The organism is Arthrobacter rhizophilus, assembly GCF_026241105.1.
Taxonomy (GTDB): Bacteria; Actinomycetota; Actinomycetes; order Actinomycetales; family Micrococcaceae; genus Arthrobacter.
On the sequence record NZ_JAPFFT010000013.1, the window covers coordinates 87455 to 106558 of the forward strand.

The 19104-nt window shown below is 62.2% G+C and carries 14 protein-coding genes and 1 pseudogene; 9 read left to right on the forward strand and 6 right to left on the reverse strand.

Going from position 1 to position 19104, the window contains the following annotated elements; translation table 11 throughout:
* Nucleotides 1-60 precede the first annotated feature (60 nt).
* From OOZ51_RS12715 to OOZ51_RS12740, 6 genes are all read left to right on the forward strand, one after another.
* Nucleotides 61-1362 (forward strand): ABC transporter substrate-binding protein, encoded by a 1302-nt coding sequence (locus tag OOZ51_RS12715; RefSeq protein WP_265979975.1) that lies wholly within the window; start codon nt 61-63, stop codon nt 1360-1362.
* A 63-nt stretch (nt 1363-1425) separates the two neighbouring features.
* A complete protein-coding gene (locus OOZ51_RS12720) occupies nt 1426-2352 on the forward strand; it encodes a carbohydrate ABC transporter permease (protein WP_265979976.1) in 927 nt (308 codons plus the stop codon).
* A gap of 29 nt (nt 2353-2381) precedes the next feature.
* Nucleotides 2382-3254 (forward strand): carbohydrate ABC transporter permease, encoded by an 873-nt coding sequence (locus OOZ51_RS12725; RefSeq protein WP_265979978.1) that lies wholly within the window; start codon nt 2382-2384, stop codon nt 3252-3254.
* Nucleotides 3255-3389: 135 nt separating this feature from the next.
* The gene (locus OOZ51_RS12730) at nt 3390-5066 is read left to right on the forward strand and encodes a glycoside hydrolase family 13 protein (protein WP_265979979.1); all 1677 of its coding nucleotides are present in this window, start codon (nt 3390-3392) and stop codon (nt 5064-5066) included.
* 179 nt (nt 5067-5245) lie between these two features.
* Nucleotides 5246-5554, forward strand: coding sequence for a hypothetical protein (locus tag OOZ51_RS12735; protein ID WP_265979981.1), 309 nt, complete (start codon nt 5246-5248; stop codon nt 5552-5554).
* 304 nt (nt 5555-5858) lie between these two features.
* Nucleotides 5859-6908: a Gfo/Idh/MocA family protein gene (locus tag OOZ51_RS12740; RefSeq protein ID WP_265979982.1), complete on the forward strand. Its 1050-nt coding sequence runs from the start codon at nt 5859-5861 to the stop codon at nt 6906-6908.
* A 919-nt stretch (nt 6909-7827) separates the two neighbouring features.
* On the opposite strand, the gene OOZ51_RS22515 is transcribed toward OOZ51_RS12740, so the two are convergent.
* Together OOZ51_RS22515 and OOZ51_RS12750 are read right to left on the reverse strand one after the other, a co-directional pair.
* Nucleotides 7828-8154 (reverse strand): DUF3376 domain-containing protein, encoded by a 327-nt coding sequence (locus OOZ51_RS22515; RefSeq protein ID WP_416346380.1) that lies wholly within the window; start codon nt 8152-8154, stop codon nt 7828-7830.
* Between the two features lie 205 nt (nt 8155-8359).
* Nucleotides 8360-8767, reverse strand: coding sequence for a hypothetical protein (locus OOZ51_RS12750; protein ID WP_265979986.1), 408 nt, complete (start codon nt 8765-8767; stop codon nt 8360-8362).
* Nucleotides 8768-9783: 1016 nt separating this feature from the next.
* Here OOZ51_RS12750 and OOZ51_RS12760 point away from each other — a divergent pair.
* Both OOZ51_RS12760 and OOZ51_RS12765 read left to right on the forward strand, forming a co-directional pair.
* A pseudogene (locus tag OOZ51_RS12760) lies at nt 9784-10887 on the forward strand (Gfo/Idh/MocA family protein).
* The gene (locus OOZ51_RS12765) at nt 10887-11636 is read left to right on the forward strand and encodes a ThuA domain-containing protein (RefSeq protein WP_265979988.1); all 750 of its coding nucleotides are present in this window, start codon (nt 10887-10889) and stop codon (nt 11634-11636) included. Before OOZ51_RS12760 ends, OOZ51_RS12765 begins: the two are co-directional and overlap by 1 nt.
* On the opposite strand, the gene OOZ51_RS12770 is transcribed toward OOZ51_RS12765, so the two are convergent.
* From OOZ51_RS12770 to OOZ51_RS12785, 4 genes are all read right to left on the reverse strand, one after another.
* Nucleotides 11629-15054 carry an error-prone DNA polymerase gene (locus tag OOZ51_RS12770; RefSeq protein WP_265979989.1) on the reverse strand — a complete coding sequence of 1142 codons (3426 nt, stop codon included), beginning with the start codon at nt 15052-15054 and terminating at the stop codon, nt 11629-11631. The genes OOZ51_RS12765 and OOZ51_RS12770 overlap by 8 nt on opposite strands.
* A 39-nt stretch (nt 15055-15093) precedes the next feature.
* A complete protein-coding gene (locus OOZ51_RS12775) occupies nt 15094-16731 on the reverse strand; it encodes a DNA polymerase Y family protein (protein ID WP_265979990.1) in 1638 nt (545 codons plus the stop codon).
* Complete coding sequence (locus OOZ51_RS12780; RefSeq protein ID WP_265979991.1) at nt 16728-17384, reverse strand: hypothetical protein; 657 nt, start codon at nt 17382-17384, stop codon at nt 16728-16730. The genes OOZ51_RS12775 and OOZ51_RS12780 overlap by 4 nt, the downstream gene beginning before the upstream one ends.
* A gap of 131 nt (nt 17385-17515) precedes the next feature.
* On the reverse strand, nt 17516-18361 hold the full coding sequence (locus tag OOZ51_RS12785) for a phosphotransferase (protein WP_265979992.1): 846 nt from the start codon (nt 18359-18361) through the stop codon (nt 17516-17518).
* Between the two features lie 129 nt (nt 18362-18490).
* Here OOZ51_RS12785 and OOZ51_RS12790 point away from each other — a divergent pair, with 129 nt between their 5' ends.
* Nucleotides 18491-19093, forward strand: coding sequence for a cadmium resistance transporter (locus tag OOZ51_RS12790; RefSeq protein WP_265979993.1), 603 nt, complete (start codon nt 18491-18493; stop codon nt 19091-19093).
* Nucleotides 19094-19104: the final 11 nt, after the last annotated feature.

Genomic DNA, 19104 nt, shown 5'->3' on the forward strand with positions numbered 1-19104 from the left:
GCAGCGCCCCACCTTGTGGTTGTTCCAACGATGGGCAGCCAAATTGAGAGGAAGAAACAAGTGAAAGTTCCTATTTTCCGGCGTAGTACCGCTGCGGCCGTCATGGCGGTCGCGGCGGCGCTTGCGCTGTCAGGCTGCGGCGGTTCCGGAGCGGCCGATGCAAGCAAGACACTGACTGTCTGGTGGTTCGAAGCTCCCGACAGTGCCATGGGCGTATCGTCCGCCCAGGCACTCAAGGACTTTCAAGCCGCGCACCCGGGGGTCACGGTCAAGTTCGAGCAGAAGAGCTTCGACCAGATCCAGCAGTCGGGGTCCATGATCCTGAATTCCAGCAGTGCACCGGATGTCCTTGAATATGCGAAAGGCTCCGCCACGGCGGGGCTGGCGGCCAAATCCGGTCTTCTCACGGATCTGACGGATGTTGCGGCAAAGGACGGCTGGGACAAGAAGATCCCGGCCAGTGTGGCCGCGGTCGGCCACTATGACGATCACGGCGTGCTCGGCACTGGCCCGTTGTACGGTGTCCCGGCCTACGGCGAGTTCGTCGGTGTCTTCTACAACAAGGACATGTTCGCGAAGTACGGGGTAAAGGTACCCACCACCCTGGCCGATTTTGAATCGGCGATGGATGCTTTCGTTGCCCACGGCGTCACGCCTTTGACGATGTCCGGTGCGGAATACGGTGCCAACCACCTCTGGTATGAACTGGCGCTCTCCCAGGCGGACCGAAAGTGGGTCGATAACTTCCAGCTCTACAAGGGGCCGGTCGACTTCCACGACAAGGCCTGGACGTCTGCCGCCCAGACCATGGTTGACTGGGGCAAGAAGGGCTACTTCAGCAAGGATTCCACGGGCATCAAGGCCACGGACATGCTCAATGCCTTCACTTCCGGCACCAGCCCCATGATGGTCTCCGGATCCTGGTTCGATGGACAGCTGAAGACAGGCGTCAAGTCCTTCCAATGGGGGCGGTTCCAGTTCCCCGGCAACAAACTCACGGCCGGATCGGGTGGAAACATCTGGGTCGTCCCGAAGAATTCAAAGAACAAAGACCTCGCATACGACTTCATCAATCGAACCCTTGACACGTCGAACCAAAACCTGATGGGAAATTCCGGCGGACTGCCGGTAGCTGCGGACCCCGCTGCCGTAACCGACCCGCAGAGCAGTGCCGCGGTGGCCACGTTCAAGAGCATCGCGGACAGGGACGGGCTCGCCTATTACCCGGATTGGCCGGCACCTGGTTACTACGACCAGCAAGTCAAAGCACTTCAAAACCTGTTGACCGGCGCCATCCCGGTCAAGGATTTCAATGACGCAATCGCAAAGCCGTACCAGGACTACTTGTCACAACTGAAGTAGCCCCGACCCGGGGTCCGGCCACGCCGGACCCCGGGATCCTCGGCCCAGGACGGAACCCAAACCATGAACACACAATTTCAACCGTCAGCCGCAGGCTTGCGGACCAGCCGCAACAGACGCGGATATTTGCTTTACCTTCTTCCCGGGATAACAGGCCTGGCAGTGGTCGTCGTGCTCCCGTTCGTCACCAATGTCGTTCTTAGCTTCACGAAATGGGCAGGGATCGGAACACCGACTTTCGTCGGTCTGGAGAACTTCACGCGGCTGCTTCAGGACAGCAACTTCTGGGTCTCCTTCGTCAACAGCATCGCGATGATCGTGGCCATGGCGATCATCCCCACGGCTCTGTCGCTCCTGCTCGCAGCCCTGCTGTACGACTTCATCGGAAACAAATTTGGCCCACGGATTGCCAGCTTTTTCCGCGCCGGGTTCTACCTGCCCCAGATTCTTCCGATCACAGTCGTAGGCATCCTCTGGGGCTGGATTCTGCTGCCGAGCGGCGGAGTCCTGAACACCGTCCTGGACGGCGCCGGCCTGGGCGCACTCAAATCAAACTGGCTTGGACAACCGTCCACGGCACTGGCCGCCGTCATGGCTGTACTGGTGTGGTTTCAAGTCGGATACTGCCTCGTGATCTTCATGGCCGGCCTGTCCCGCACCGATCCCTCGCTGACAGAGGCAGCGTCGCTGGACGGTGCGAGCTGGCTCCAGCGGTTCCGCCATGTCATCGTGCCCCAACTAAAACCCGAAATCTACGTCGTGTTGCTGACAACAACCATCACTGCATTAAAGGTGTTCGGACCGATCTTTGTGCTCACGAAGGGCGGCCCCGGCAACGCGACCACCGTCCCGTCCTACTTCGCATGGCAGAACTTCTTTTCCAAAAACCAAATCGGTTACGGCGCCGCGATCTCCACCGTGATGACCGTGCTTATCATCGTTCTGGCACTTGTATTCCTCAAAGTTCAATCCAAAGGCCAGGAGGACTGAGGACCATGGCAGTTACCGACATTTCTTCAATGAAAACAAAAACCGCCGAAGCGACCCCGCATGCTGCCCGGGGTCGGTCCAAGCGCGGTGTTGCCGCATGGATCGTTCTTGCCGCACTGACAGTGACCCTTCTCCTCACGCTCGTTCCGTTTTACCTGGCCATACTCAATGCCTTCAAGTCGGCCGCAGACTACGCCACCAACGGGCCGGTGGGACTGCCCCAAGGGCTCTCATTCAAGGGAATCACCACCTTTTGGGAGAACGTGGACTTCGGGAACAAACTGATCAACAGCCTGGTCATCAGCGCCGCTGTCTCCGTGGGTGCCGTCGTCCTGAGCCTGCTCAACGCCTACGCGATCGGAATCGGCAGGATCCGGGGACATCGTGTCCTGCTTGCCCTGTTCATGATCGGGCTCACCCTCCCCCAGGAAGCCTTGGTCTACCCCCTGTACTACCTTTCCAAGGAAGTCGGGCTGTACGACACCAAGACATCGATCATCATCGTCCTTACCGTTCTGCAAAGCGCGTTCGGAACCTATTTCGTCGCCTCAGTCCTCAGCGCATTCCCACGCGATGTCCTCGAAGCGGCCAAGATTGACGGTGCCGGCAGGCTGAACATCCTCATCCACGTGGTTCTGCCCATTCTCCGGCCCACCCTCATGGTCCTGGGCACGTTCTTTTTCATCTGGACATGGAATGAGTTCTTTCTGCCGCTCGTCATGCTGGTCTCGGACTCCAACCAGACCGTCACACAGGCCATGGGAACCCTGCAGGGAGCAATGACCAGCGACCCCACAACCACCGCCGGCGCTGCGCTGCTGGGCATGCTCCCGACCCTGGTCTTCTTCCTGATATTCCAACGAACACTCACCCAAGGCATCACCGCCGGTGCCATCAAGTGAATCCGCCGGGCGCCCGCAGCAGATGGTCATCCCGGGGGGCGCCGTCCGCGGCCGCAAACGAACCTTGACCATCGTTGAGGCCGTGGACGACGAACATGTCACCAGCCACCAATACCCAAGAACAGGAACCAAGCATTGAACAGCTCCAACGACGTGAGCCTTGACGACTGTAACGAGGCCAACTGGTGGCGCCAAGCCGCCGTCTACCAGATCTATCCGCGCAGTTTCGCCGATGCGAACGGCGACGGCCTGGGCGACATCAAAGGCATCACCTCTCGCGTCCCGTACCTGAAATCCCTCAGTATCGATGCCGTCTGGTTGAGCCCTTTCTACCCCTCGTCCCTGGCCGACGGCGGCTATGACGTGGATGACTACCGTAACGTGGACCCGAAGCTGGGCACGCTGGCCGACTTCGATGAGATGGCGACCGCCCTGCACGCCGCTGGCATCAAGCTTGTGGTGGATATCGTTCCGAACCACTCCTCGGACCGGCATGAATGGTTCAAGGAGGCGCTGGCTTCCCCGAAGGGCTCGGCAGCCCGTGAACGCTACATCTTCCGCGACGGCCTGGGCGAAAACGGCGATCTGCCGCCCTCGGACTGGGACTCGAAGTTCGGTGGCCCTGCGTGGGAACGCATCACCGAACCGGACGGCACGCCCGGGCAGTGGTACCTGCACATCTTCGCGAAGGAGCAGCCGGACTTCAACTGGGACAACCCCGAAGTCCGGGACGACTTCCTGAAGACCCTGCGCTTCTGGTCCGACCGCGGCGTGGACGGCTTCCGCATCGACGTCGCCCACGCCCTGATGAAGGACCTGTCTGAGCCTCTTCCGTCCAAGACCGAGCTGCCGGTAGAAGGCACCGGGGTTGATGGTCTGGTCGACGGTTCCCACCCGTTCTGGGACCGCGACGAGGTGCACGAGATCTATGCCGACTGGCGCAAGGTGTTCAATGAGTACACCCCGCCCCGGGCGGCCGTCGCCGAAGCCTGGGTCCACGCGGACCGCCGCGCCCGCTACGCCAGCCCACAAGGACTGGGCCAGGCCTTCAACTTCGACCTGCTGCAGGCCGATTTCGACGCCGCCCAGTTCCGCACCATCATCACCAAGAACCTGGCGGAGGCTGCAGCATCCGGCGCCTCGTCCACGTGGGTCTTCTCCAACCACGACGTCATCCGCCACGCCACCCGCTACGGCCTCCCCGCCGGCGGCGGACGCCATGGCCAGGAGTGGCTGCTCGACGGCGGTTCCCCAGCCGCCGTGGACGCCGAACTCGGCCTGCGCCGTGCCCGTGCCGCGTCCCTGCTGATGTTCGCCCTGCCCGGCTCGGCCTACCTCTACCAGGGTGAAGAACTGGGCCTGCAGGAAGTCGGCGACATCGTGGATTCCGAGCGCCAGGACCCGGCGTTCTTCCGCAACCCGGGCATCGAAGTCGGCCGGGACGGCTGCCGTGTCCCGCTGCCCTGGACCGCCGAAGGGTCAGCCTTCGGTTTCGGAGCCGGCCGCGCTCACCTCCCGCAGCCGGAATGGTTCGCCGGTTACGCCGTGGACGCGCAGAACAATGTCCCCGGCTCCACGTTGGAGCTGTACCGAGAAGCCTTGCTCTACCGCCGCCACCTGCTGACTGAAGAGCAACTCACATGGGTGCGTGCGGATGATGCGGTCCTGCACTTCGTCCGTCCCAACGGCTGGCAATCGGTGACGAACTTCGGCAGCGGGCTCGTGGAGCTGCCCGTAGGGATTGTGCTCATCAGCAGCGGACCGCTCGACGGCGGCAAGCTCCCGGCGAACACCACGGCCTGGATCGTCTGACCCGGAGCAAACAGCAGGCATCCGGCACAGACCAAGTTCCCCCGGAGCGCTGCAAACGAAGGCAAGACCGAACCCAAACGAGGACACCGTTAGGAATCCTCAGCCCGGCATCTCGAGGCCTTCCTGTGATGCCGCATCCTTGGCTTTCAACAACAGCATCTTCTACGAAGACGGGCACCATGAGCATCAAAATTTCGGACTTCACCACCCTGTTTGGGGACACTGCCGTAACCGAACCGGCATGGACCGCTGAGACGGTCACCGGCGCCATCCGCCGGATCGAAAAAGAGCACCCCGGGTACAGCTATTCCTACGCCACGGAGATCCGGTGTGACGCCTGGGAGTGCAGCCGGTTCATGGAGCTCAAACTCGTCCGGGGGATCAGCACTGGCATTACAGCTGATGAGGCATACGCTGCCCACCGGGCAGAGCGCCTCGATGCGCTGCTCGCCGAACTGATCCACATGCCAGAAGACCTTGGCAACTGACTGGTGAGCGACCGACTACTTTCGCGTATCGGTCGTGGGTGCCGAGCGGCCATCGCCATCTGTGATCCGGCGAACCCCACCGCTGTTCCCACGCGGGGGCTCAAAGTCCCCTGATGACGCCACGACCAATGAGAGGCCACAATGCCACCCCCGATTCGCTGCCGCAACGTTCGTTCCCAGCACTGGAGCAGGAGGCTTCACCCCTGCCGTTCGCCCCAGGTATGACACGGTCGCCTACCCCGGATAACCAGCCTCAGAACCATGACGTTCTCGTCACAGCTTTGGCCGAAAGGAAAACGAAGTCATGTCAGAGTGTGCTGTGATGGAGACCGCCGCCAGCTCCGTACCCGCTGTCCGTTGGGGAATCCTGGGCACAGGATCCATTGCGGGCCTGCAAACGGCGGATCTGATCGCCAACGGCTCCACCGTCCGGGCCGTGGGCTCGCGGACGATGGCTTCAGCCGCAGAATTCGCTGCCAGGTTTCACATCGCTACCGCCCATGCCAGCTACGAAGATTTGGTTGCTGACCCCGATGTGGATGTGGTCTACGTTTCGACGCCACACGTGTTCCATTTCGAGAACGCGCTCCTCGCGCTCAACGCGGGCAAACATGTACTGATTGAGAAGCCCGTTGCCATGAACGCAGCCCAAGCAGGGGAAATCGTAGCCGTGGCCGAATCAAGGGGACTTGTCGCTCTTGAAGCCATGTGGACACGCTATCTTCCGCACATGGTCCGTATTCGTGAGCTGATCCGATCGGGCGCATTGGGCGATGTCCGGACGGTGATCGCTGACCATAGTCAAAACCTGCCGAAGGATCCGCTCCACCGGCTCAACAACCCGTTGCTCGGCGGCGGCGCTCTCCTCGACCTGGGTATCTACCCCGTTTCCTTGGCTTTTGAGGTCTTTGGAGCGCCCGCCAAAATCCAAGCGAGCGGCAGCATGACAGCTACGGGTGTGGACAGGCAGGCTGCGATGATCTTCGAATACCGCGATGGCCAGCAGTCGCTGCTGCACTGCGCGTTGGACACATCAGGGCCGAATCGTGCCTCGATCATCGGCACGGACGGCAGAATCGAGATCGAGCCGGTCTGGTACGCGCCGTCAGCGTTCACCAGATACGACGCGAACGGGCACGTGGTCGAGAGGTTCGACGAGCCGGTCACTGGCCGTGGAATGCAGTACCAAGCGCACGAAGTGGAGCGGTTGATAGCCTCCGGCGCCATCGTCAACGACATCCTGCCCCTTCGAAACAGTGCCTTGATCATGGAGACCATGGACGAAGTTAGACGCCAGATCGGACTCACTTACGAAGGTGAAGGCACAAAAAGGTGCCAGGAACGACTGTGGTAATGGGTTGACAAGGTCCAGTGAAGGTAAGCGTCCCATTTGGGTTCGAACACCAGACCGCTACCCGCGGAAGGAATGGCCTCCACCACTTTCGCCAACGCCAGCGAAACGGGAGGACACAATGACCGCGGCACGCTCTTAGCCATGACGCCAGTCTAAATCCCCTCACTCAGAGCGCCTTTTGGGAGCTCGAGGCCATCCACGGCCCGAAACTCACGGGCATTAAGCGAATGAGCCAAGTCAGGACAAGTTCGGAGAGGTCCGTCGAATTCTTGTCTCGACGATCCCTGTGCTTTTGGGAGTTCGGAGTTGAATGCCATCGGGCGATTTCGTCAATCATGACACGTCTCTCGGCGTGCATGCCGGTCAGCGGGACGGTTCGAGGGCACGAGGCGGGAAATGTTCATGAACAATGCAGAGTCCGCACGCCGAGCCGGCCCAGTCACGGTCTGACCCGGCAACAACTCACCCGGGACACTGGGCCAGTTGGACGTGATCGAGACGACGCGAATTACAGAAGCCATCGGGTCCAGCTTGCCGCAGGTTGTCAGGCTGCTCGACCCTCGGCGTCGTGGCAGATGAACTCGGCTAACAGCCGACATCCCGGTCTGAGGTCGTCCTCCTAGTCCGAAAGTCCAGTCGCGTTGATCGTTGCCGTACGGTCGTTCGTCGGCGCTAGTTCGTCGGGGGAATGGGTTTCCGCAAAGTTGTGTGGTGGTAGCCGACTTCGACGGTGTGCTCCAAGGAGTCGATCAGAACGGCCGGCATGGTGCAGCGGGTTGTGGCCCGCTGCATCGGGCCACTGCGAGGCCAAGAGTGCTGCATCAGCGTTTAAGGATCGCGGGGTGTCGGAGTGGTGGCCCCATGCCGAGTGCGAAAGCGCCGGATGCTGGTCGGTTTGTCGCGCCTCTGCCGAGCCCACCTATCGGAGTCTTAGCTGTTGGATGGAGGCTTCGAGGCTTTCTCTGCTCACACAGCCTCGGGTCTTTTTCTTCAGCATGCCCAGCTTCTCTTCTTCCGTGAGTATTGCTTGGAGTGCATCGGCAATCTCGTCGTTGCTGATTGCTGGTTGGATCAGCTTGAGCAACTTTGCCGCGCCGTCGAGGCGTCCCCAGAGAAAGTCGTTTTCACGCCAGTCTTCCGAAGGAAGGCAGCGAAGTTCCTGAGCCCGGTACCCTTGAGCTTCGGCCGTGTGATGGTGAGGACGTCGATTTCCGGGCTGATTCGGTCGGCCTGGATCAGGTTGGATTGCCGGATATTGGACAAAGCCTCTATCGGGAAAACCACGGCGTCATATAGCGGGTAGCCGGCATATCCCTCCAGGAGGGCGTGCATCTCACTCCTCATGCTGCTTGGCCAGGTGTCGAGGAGCGCTCTGAAATCGTCCCAGAAGGCAGTGTCCTTGATCGTGCGGTCGGGGCGTTTCAGGCCTGCCAGGAAAGAATCGAGTTCGTTCATGTTTTTTGCGGCGAACGTGTCCAGATAGAGATCCTGCGGTTTTTATTAAGGGCATCGCGACCAAAGATGTCCTGCCCACCCTTGGCTGCGGTCTTCAGCGTGTCGGGCAGGCCATAAAGGTCTTCCAGGGCGTCGTAGACCTTGGTATTCGCGCGGTCGATCAGGGCCCTGCCCTGGTTGCCCGGCCGACCCTTGTACAGTTCGTTGAGCATTTGGACGAGGTGGCGGAGCCTGCGTTCCCGGTAGGGCACATCGTAGTCATCGAAGAAGCCTTTCAAACCGTGAACGGTGTTGCTGGTCTTGTTGCCTTGCTCCAGCGTCCAGGCCAGAAGGACTTCGCGGATGAAGACGGCCGCGTTCGATTCTTCGGCATGGTTGAAGGTCTTGGTGATGATGTTGCCCAAGTCCGCGGCTTGCGGCCCCGGATATCAGCCGTTGGATGGTTGCGTCCGCGTCCTTGGCGAGGTTGACACTGGAGCGCAACGTGCCAGCCGCGTCCCGCCCCGGTGCGGGCAGCGTTTGGGTGTCCAACCCCGCCTCGGCCATGGCTTGGACGTACCCGTCGAAGCGCTGCTCACGATCCGGCGAACCGGACGGGCCTACAAAGGTAATGGTGCGGTGTCCGTGATGGTGGATCAAGTGGTTGGTGAGGACCCGCAGGCCTTCGGTGTTCTCTACCGAGACGCGGTTCAGTCCGGTCTCCTCTGCCGGCTCGGCCAGTTCCACTACCGGAATCCGTTCGGCGATCCGCCGCAGGACCTCGACCGGAAAAGTATTGGGGAACACCGCCAACCCATCCACGCGGCCCGCGATGTCGTTGATGTCGGCCTCGGATCTGCCGCCGCCGCCCTCGCCGACCATCAATACGAAGCCACGCCTGCGGCATTCCATTTCGACGCCGCGTTGTACCTCGTCGTGATAAAGCGGGAAGAGGCGAAACTCCTCGTTGGCGTCGTCGGAGAACAGATCCCTGGGGAGGAGCGCGTCCGCATCGCCGCGGATGCGGGCCGCGCCAGCGCCTGCGCGGTTGAAGTAGTCGTAGGAGAAAAGGCCGATTGCTCCCGTTTTTCCCCGGGCCAGGCCCCTGGCGCTGGCACTTGGCAGGTAGCCGAGTTCGTGTGCAGCCGCCATAACCAATTTCCTGGTGGATTCGCGCACCCGGTGCGGCTGGGTGAAGGAGAGGGATACAGTCGCAATCGAGACGGCAGCGCGCTCGGCGACGTCGTGATTGTTGGTTTCTTGGCCATGGCGACTCCTTTTCCGGCCCTCAGTCTAGGGGTATGCCCTACCGTGGCCGCTCGTGGCATGCCCGGATCCGGAAACGTGAAAAAGTCGAAGCGCTTAACCGATTGACGCACTTTGGAGGCCATGAAAGCGTATTTATTGGCCGAAACCCGAGATATGAGAAGACAGGAATACCGTGAGCATTCAGCAGCAGGCTACGCCCGCAACCCTCAAAGTGGGAGTTGTGGGCATCGGATGGGCCGGCCAGCAGCACCTCAAGGCATACAGCAGGATCGAAGGCGTGGAGATTGTCGCCGTCGCCGGCATGGAGGACGAGCTCCTCGCCCAGATGAAGCAGGAATACGGCATTCCGCATGCTTTCGCCCGTTGGGAAGACATGATCGGGCTAGAAGGTTTGGACGCAATCAGCGTCGCCGTTCCGACCTTCTTGCACGCTCCGATCTCCACAGCGGCCTTGGAGCGCGGACTGCATGTGCTGAGCGAAAAGCCATTGGCACGCAACGGCGAGGAAGGTCGGGCCATGGTTGAAGCGGCCCGGAAGGCGGGCCGCGTTCTGGATGTTGCGTTCAACCACCGTCGCCGCGGCGATATCCAGAAACTCAAGGCCATCATCGACGACGGAAGACTCGGACGTCCGTACTACGCCAAAGGTTCCTGACTGCGCCGCTCCGGCATCCCCACCCTGGGCAGCTGGTTCACCAATCCGGAGCTGGCTGGCGGCGGTCCGCTGGCGGACATCGGAGTCCACGTGCTGGACTACTCGCTCCACCTGTTGGGCGAACCCAAGGTCCTGTCCGTTTCTGCGCAGACACACTCGGAGCTAGGCCCGCAGGGCCGCGGGGGCAACGCCCGCTACACCGCGGGCGCCGCGAGCCACAAGTTCGAAGTTGAGGACTTCGCCTCTGCCTTCATCCGGCTCGAAGGCGGAGGCACCCTGATCCTCGAGGCGGGCTGGGCGAGCTTCCGCGAGGTGGACGACCTTCTCGACTTTACGGTCTACGGGACCGACGGCGGCGCCGAACTCCGCGCCGTTGGCGCGCCACTGCAACCGGTCGGAAGCCTGAGGATCTTCACGGAGAAGGACGGCGAAAACGCCGACTATGAGCCCGAAGCGCTTCCCGGCCTTGCTCACCAGGCCGTCGTCGACGACTTCATAGCCGCCGTCCGCGGCGGGGAAACGGTCTGGGGACAGCACGACGGATCGCTCGCCCTGAGCCGTGCCCTCATCCTGGATGCCTGCTACAAATCAGCCCTCGAACAGCGCGAAGTGGTGCTCTGATGACCGACAAGAAACTGAAGATCGTCGTCTGGAACGAGGGCGTCCACGAAGCCCGCAACAACCCGGACTCTATGGCGGAAATGTACCCGGACGGCATCCACGGGGCCATAGCCGCAGGCCTGCGGGGCTTCTACCCGGATGCTGAGATATCGACGGCGACACTCGCCGATCCCGAGCACGGCCTGGATGAGGAAGCCCTTGCCGCCACCGATGTCCTGCTTTGGTGGGGTCACATCGCGCACCAGGAGGTGAGCGATGAGGTAGTGGAACGCGTCCAACGGCACGTTTTGGGCGGCATGGGCCTTGTGGTGCTGCACTCTGGCCACTTCGCCAAGATCTTCACGCGGCTGCTGGGCGCCACGTGCTCGCTCAAATGGCGTAACGACGGCGAGCGCGAGCTCGTGTGGACAGTGAAGCCATCGCACCCGATCGCGGCCGGAGTCGAGAGCCCCATCCTGATCCCCAAACAGGAGATGTACGGCGAACTCTTCGACATCCCGGAGCCGGACGACCTGATCTTCATCAGCTCCTTCGAAGGCGGCGAGGTGTTCCGCTCCGGCGTGACGTTCTCCCGCGGCAAGGGGCGGATCTTCTACTTCAGCCCTGGTGACCAGGAGTATCCCGTCTACCACCAGCCACAGATCCAGAGGGTCATTGCCAACGGTGTGGGTTGGGTTGCGCAGCCCGAACAGTTCCGGGATGCCCCGGCAGTGACCAACCCGGCCCGCGGCTGGTACCTGGCTACCTGAAATCGCGGGAGTTCGATTTCACTGTCAGAACCAGGGGTTCCAGTTTGTCCGCCACGAGGTTGGTGACTCCTTCCGGCGATCGTTCGAGGAAACCCCGGATGATCAGTGCGGATGATTCCCTGGCTACGCGGCGATGCCTCTTCCAGAGGCCAACGCTGCAGATGACGTTGAGGATGCCGCTCTCGTCCTCGAGATTGACGAAGGTGATCCCTTGCGCGGTCTGGGGGCGTTGGCGGTGGGTCACGACGCCGGCCACTTCAACACGCGTGCCGGACTCGACCTGGGAGAGCCGGTCAACCCGCAACACACCCCTGGAATCCAGCCCATTGCGTGCGTGCCGCATCGGGTGGTCATCGGTGCTGATGCCCGTTGCCCACATGTCGTAGGCAACATTCTCCTGGGGCGAGAGCTCGGGCAGCAGTGGCGGCTGGATGGCGACGTGTGTCCCTGGCAACTGTCCTTCCCGCTCCAAGGCGGCATCGCCGGCTTGCCACAGTGCTTCGCGGCGGTTCATCCCCAGCGAATCGAGTGCCCCGGCGGACGCGAGTGCTTCCAGCTGGTCTGCGCTGAGATTCGCGCGGCGGGACAGATCCGCCATGTCCCGGTAGGGGCCATGCTCCTCCCGCTCGGCCACGATCCGCTTCGCCACTTCAGTCCCGATGGACGTGACGCCGTCGAGTCCCAGCCGCACCGCGTGGGAGCCATCCCGTCGGTGCAGGTGGTCCTCGCGTGGTTGATCCTGCTGGAATAGGCCGATCTCAGGCTGGTGGAAGTCCAGGCAGGAATCCATGCCGCCCACTTGACCCGCCCCTGTGACCTCGTCGAGCACTTCAAGGGTCGCCTCGGCAAGGGAATGCAGGACATCCGGGCGCAACACGTGGACCCCATGCCTGCGGGCATCCGCAACGAGGGTTTGCGGGGAGTAAAAACCCATGGGTTGTGCCCGAAGCAGGGCTGCGAGGAACGCGCCAGGATAGTGCAGCTTCAGCCACGAGCTTGCATAGACCAATACCGCAAAGCTCAGGGAGTGGGATTCCGCGAAGCCGAAGTTCGCAAAGGCCTGGATCTTGGCATAGATGGCGTCGGCGTCGTCCCTGCTGATCCCGTTGGCCGCCATCCCCGCATAGAGTTTGGCCTCTAGCGACTCGATCTTCTCCCGGCCCCGTTTGGATCCCATCGCGCGGCGGAGCAGGTCCGCATCCTCGGCAGTGCAGCCACCCACGGCAACTGCCATCTGCATGAGCTGTTCCTGGAACAAGGGGACACCCAAAGTCCGTTCAAGGACCGGCTCCAACAACGGATGAAGATACGTGATGTCTTCCTTGCCTGCACGGCGTCGTATGTACGGGTGGACGGCGCCGCCCTGGACGGGACCCGGGCGGATCAGCGCGATCTCCACCACCAGATCGTAGAATCTCCTTGGCTTCAGACGTGGCAGCGTGCTGATCTGGGCCCGTGATTCCACCTGGAACACCCCGATCGAGTCGGCCCGGCAGAGCATGTCGTAGACAGCCTGTTCTTCCCGCGGAATACTCTCGATGGTCCAGCGCTCGCCGAAATGCTTGTCGATTAAATCAAAGGAGTACTGCAGGGCGGCGAGCATGCCCAAGCCGAGAAGGTCGAATTTGACCAGGCCCATCCATTCGCAATCGTCCTTGTCCCATTGCAGAACCGTGCGGTTTTCCATCCGGGCACGCTCGATGGGAACCACCTCGCCGACGGGCCGTTCGGTGAGGACCATCCCGCCGGAGTGGATGCCCAGATGGCGGGGGAAGCCCAGTATCTGCTCAGCAAGCTCCAGGACCGGGGCGGGGATGTTGTTGGTCTTGCCCTCGCTGAGATCACCCCAGTGATCGAGCCGTTTAGACCAAGCGTCCTGCTGGCCCTGGCTGTAGCCGAGCGCCTTGGCTATGTCGCGGACAGCGTTCTTCGGGCGGTAGCTGATGACGTTCGCTACCTGGGCTGCGTTGAACCGTCCGTATTTGCCGTAGACGTATTGGATGACTTCTTCGCGCCGGTCCGAGTCGAAATCGACGTCGATGTCCGGTTCTTCCTCGCGGAGGCTGGAGAGGAAACGCTCGAACGGAAGGTTGTAGAAAATACTGTCGACGGCGGTGATCCCCAGCGCATAGCAGACGGCAGAGTTCGCCGCGGATCCTCTGCCCTGGCAGAGGATCCCTCGGGATCGGGCAAACTGGACGATGTCGTGCACAATCAGGAAATATCCGGGGAAGTTTTTCGCCTCGATCACTGCGAGTTCCTGCTCGATCCGGCTACGGACCCGTTCGTCGGCATCCGGGTACTTTTCCCTGATACCTTCGTCGACGAGGTGCCGGAGCCAAGTGATAAGACTGTGCCCTGCAGGAACATCGAGCTTGGGGAGCTTCGGACGGGCGGCCCGCAACTGGAACGCAATCTGGTCAGCGATCTCGACAGTCCGTTCCACCGCGCCGGGGTAGCGGGCGAACCTCGCCGCCATTTCGGAACCGCTCCGTAGATGGGCGCCGCTGTTTGCGGGTAGCCACCCGTCCAGTTCCTCCAGGCTGCGGCGTGCCCGGACAGCTGCCATGGCTGTGGCCAGCGGGTATCCCTCCGGAGCGGCATAATGCACGGCGTTGCTGGCGATGAAAGGTATGCCCGCACGCTCGGCAATACGGACGAGGGCGTCGTTATGGCTGCTGTCTAGGGGGTTCCCATGGTCGAAGAGCTCCACAACCACATTTCCTCGTCCGAATCTTTCGATCAACGCATCCACTTCCCGTGCAGCGGCTGGCTCGCCATCGCTGAGGAGGGCTCTCCGGACTGAGCCTTTGCGGCATCCGGTCAGTATCAGGCAATGGTCTTTGAGGGTGTGCGCCAGGGTGTCGAGATCGTAGATGGGGCGGCCCTTCTCCGCATCAGCAGCCAGATGTGCGGTGGTCATCGCTCCTGCCAGCCGGTGGTAGCCCTCTTCCTTGCGTGCGAGGACGAGCAAATGGTCACCTTCAGGATCGGCTTCGCCTTGTTGGGGTTTGCTGAGTCCAAGTGACAGTTCGGCGCCGAACACTGTCTTCAGCTCGTAGGCTTCAGCTGCTTCCGCCATTCGAACGATCCCGTAGAAGCCGTCATGATCGGTCAGCGCGAGGGCATGGAGGCCTAGCCGGACTGCTTCCTCAACCAATTTCTCGGGTGAGGAGGCGCCGTCCAGGAAACTGTAATGCGAATGGGCGTGCAGTTCGGCATAAGGCACGACGGCGGTACCCGCCCGCGATGCGGTCCTTGCGGGATCGAGGGGGACCGGACGGTAAGGCCCGCGTTTCCTTGACCAGGCGGGGCTGTCACCGCCGTCCCCTTTGGTCTTGTGGGTGTCCGGTCGACGCCGGTCTGACAGCGTGCGTTCGAACTCCGACCATGGGATTGACGGGTTGTTCCAAGCCATCTTTGTCTTCCTGCCTAAAGTTGTGTCCTACCTGGCTGTTCAGTCGTAGCGGGCTTCTGCCCACCAGTTCTGCTCGTCCAGGAGAAGGAGCCAGCCCTCTCCATTTCCGTCCACAAGTTGGAATCGGTCCGCTTCAAGGCGGTGGTCGGCGTCCCACCATCTCTGCCGCAGCGGCCAGGGGCCGGCCCACTGAGCCACCAGTCGTCGTCGTGCAGGGTCTCCGCTGGGACAGAACCACATTGGTGGGGCAAGCAATCCGCCGCGATGGTCTGTACGGACCTTTTCCTTGTTCGCATCAAGCAGCAGGACCGGGATGAGGGAAGCGAACACCGTGGCGGGCTGCGGGTCTGGAATCCTTCCGGGCCATGGCCTGGAGGCCAAGGCGGCCGTTCCCGTGGGCAAGGCATCCCCCCAAGGAACCAAACGACGCCGCTCGGCCAACAACCGACCTCCCGAGATCGCGGGCACTACTACGGCTTCATGCCCCAGCATGCTTTGGATCCGGCTGAGTCCGTGGTGAATCTGCTCCTCGGCTCCATCCCCGAAGAGAGCACGCCCATGATGGGCGATGGAATCCACCCGAACGGGGACGAACTCCACCCCGGCGACCGGTGAGGAGAGCCCGGCGCCGGTTGTGCCGCCGTCGTTCATTCCGCTGTTGGCCATTTCCCGGTTTATCGCTTTACCGTTGGCTTGGGCAGGGGGTTGGGACTGAAGTTGCCAACGCACCCTGTCTACGACGTCGCTGGCTGTGAAATGGCGGGGGTGTCCCCATGTACGGTCGGAGCGGCTCCCTGCTTCGTCAGTGATCAGAACCTTTAGCTCCGTACAAACCAGCCCTTCCGTCTGGAGTCCGGCCACGAAGGTGTCGGCAGTGGCGCGGAGTTGGAACGCGAGTTGGTCAACCCGGTCCAGGCCTGGTTCGAACTCCGCCCGTTGATCCAGTTTCCGTGGGGGCGTACGGGGGATCACCCTGCGAGGATCCTGGCCGCTTGCCAAAGCATGCGCAGTGATTCCCGCAGCACCGAAACGGGCACGGACATCTGCAACCGGAAGGTTCGCGAAACTCCCCAAAGTGAGAATGCCAAGGCGTTTGAGCAAGGAAGCCAGCTTGGGCTGTCCCAGTACTTCCACCGGAAATGGACTCAGGAAATCCCGGGATGAGCCTGGCTGCAGCACAAGAAGGGGGGAGAGCTCACTGGTGCTCCTGGCTGCTTGTTCGGCGGCAAACACGGAGTCTGCGATCCCCACCCTGGCCTCCACGCCGAGGCGGTCGGCCGATTCAAGTACGGCGCCGGCGGCAGCTTCCTCACTGCCGTAATATCTGGCGGCCCCCCGGGCCCGGATAGCGCATAAGCCCGGGCGGAGTACTTCCACGCCAGGAGTCCGTTCCTCAAGCGATAAAAGCACAGGTTCGAATTCCCGTGCATCCCGCACCGGATCAACGGCGCAGACCACCAAGCCGGTACAACGGGTCTGCGCTTCCCGAAGCCGCAAGCCCCGGACGACTCCTTCTGCCCGTGCTTCCGCGGAGCAGGCAGCTATCACCCCTTGGCCGATGACTGCCGCCGGCACGTCCGGGGGCAGGGCATCTGCCAAGCGGGCGGCGACAAGCGGCCAATCCGGGAACCATGTCACCAGCGCGCGTACCGGTGTTTCAACCCGTACCAGCATCATGCTCCAATCCGATGACTGGACAGATCTACCGGGCCGCTGTCCGCAAGATCCACGGATGCCCTGCGGGAACTGCCCCGGAGAGCCACTTCGAGCTCAAGCTCCTGCTTGGCGAAATGTCCATGGCCCTGCCCGAGCCCGGCCCACTCATATCCATTCACCTGCAAGACGGCTTCACTCTGTGGCCATGGTCCCAGGACAATCAGGACGGAACTCCGCTCGCGGAGCCTGGCTCCCAAGCGGGCAGCCTCTGCCGGTGCGACCCTTTCCGGGGCGCATGCAAGCACCACCGAGAGTACGTCCGCCATGGCAGCGATCACCGGCGTCCAGCTAGCCCCGGGATCAGGCACCAGCACCAGCCGATCAAGTGCGATGCCGAAACCTGCTGCCGCCTCGATCCCGAAGTCAGGAAGCCCTGCCACTCCGCACCACGAGCCATTGCGTGAGGGGCCAGCCAACAAGGCCATTGCCAGTGACATGGATCCCTGTACGGAATACGCCGCACCCGGGCGAAGTCCGCCCGGTAGAAGCCGACTGAGTGAGGGGAGTACGGGCAGGGAGCGTTCACTGCCGCGCTTGCCCTGCATAAGGTGGATTTTCGCCTGCAAGTCATCGCGCAGCAAAGCTGGCGAGGCGGAAGTCAGGCGAGAAGACATGCTTCAATTTTCGAACATATATTCGAATGAGTCAATTGCTCAGGATTCCACCCCGAACGCTTGGACTACTCCGTGTTGTGTACAGCTCGTGCCCCATGCAATGAGTGTGGGCTCCTGCTGGAGCGCAACCCTCACGTGATTGCGGCGTGGAGAGCGGCGGCGTTTTCAGCCAGCCACGACTGGCGGCGGAGGATCTTGTCACCGACGCCTTCGTCCCACATCCGCTTCCAGCCCCCACCCTTGGTGAGCGCGTTGCGGCGCATCAAATGCCACGACCGCTCAGCACCGTTCCGGGCCACGTCCACCAGTGTGGCGCGATCGGCAGCACCCAAATCATAGGCGTCGACCAGCACAGTGGCGCGGGAGGCCGCGTCGACGCTGCGCATCACAGGTTCACGGTCGGCGATCGGCATCCAGGCGCCCCACCAGAGGAGCAGGTTCGCGACTTCTTCGGTCCGGGTTGCCGGGCGCATGAGATCGAAGTCGATAAGCGCGACCGCGATGCCATCACGAAAGACAACGTTTTCCGGGGTGATGTCCATATGAGCGAGGAACGTTGCCGGACCTGCAACCGAGGGCGGGCACCCGGCGGGATCGTCGGCCCTGCCGGTGCGTGCCCAGCCGGGTACACCAAGGGGTTGGGCAGCGTCATCGTAGGCCCGCACCAAGCGCGCGACGCTGATGGCCCTCGATTCGTCCGCAACCCAACTGGGCCAGGGGCGGCTTGCAGTGTCGCCGGGAATGAAGTTCAGGACGTCCCGGCCGTTTGCGTCGATGCCCAGGAAGTGGGGCGCTCCCTGGAATCCGAGCGATTGCAGGAAATCCAAGAAGCGGCGGACCCGCGGCGAAGCGTCGCTTGCAGGGCGCCGCACTGTATCGCCAACCCGGACGAGCCCCTCCGTCACGTCACCGCCGAGCAGTGGAACGGGAGGTTCCGGCTCGCTGGGTTCGACGTACGTTCGGAAATCGGTAGTCATCGTCCGATGCTGCCATGGGCGGGTTGGCGACACCAGCTTCGGGGCGCTTGTCGTGGCCGGCACGGCGGTGTGGCCGGTCAGCTGTGCTCAGCGAAAGACCCTGCGCCTCAGACGGTAGTCTCGGGAGCGATGGAAAATCTCGGCGGCACCGTACTGACAGCGGCTGGAGCCTTTGCCGCGACAAACCTTGATGACCTCCTGGTTTTGTCGGTTCTCTTCCTGTCAGCCAGGACGCGGAGGGTGCCTGGCTACTGGAGAATCTGGGTAGGCCAGTACATCGGCATCGGAATACTGACGGTCGTGGCGGCTGCAGCAGCCTGGGCGCTCACTCCTGTCCCGGTGGAGTGGGTGGGTCTCCTCGGCTTGGTGCCGCTTGCTTTGGGCTGCCACGCCCTGTTCCAGGTTGCCCGCCCGTCCGGAGATCCACCGAAGCCCCGGTCACTGACGCTGCCCGTCGTTGTCGCCGTGACGGTGGCCAACGGTGGAGACAACATTTCCGTGTACATACCGCTATTTCGCTCGCTGGGACCCGCTGCTACAGCCACGACAGGACTGACGTTCGCGGTGATGGTGGCGGTGTGGTGTGCCGCCGGGTATTGGCTGACCGCACACCCGAAGGTCGGTGCCTTCTGCCGCCGGGCCGGGAACTGGGTCATCCCCGTGGTGTACATCGCTCTCGGGGGCACCATCATTGTCCGCTCCGGAGTCATCGCGTTGCTGTTCCAGGGATAAAGCTGCATTAC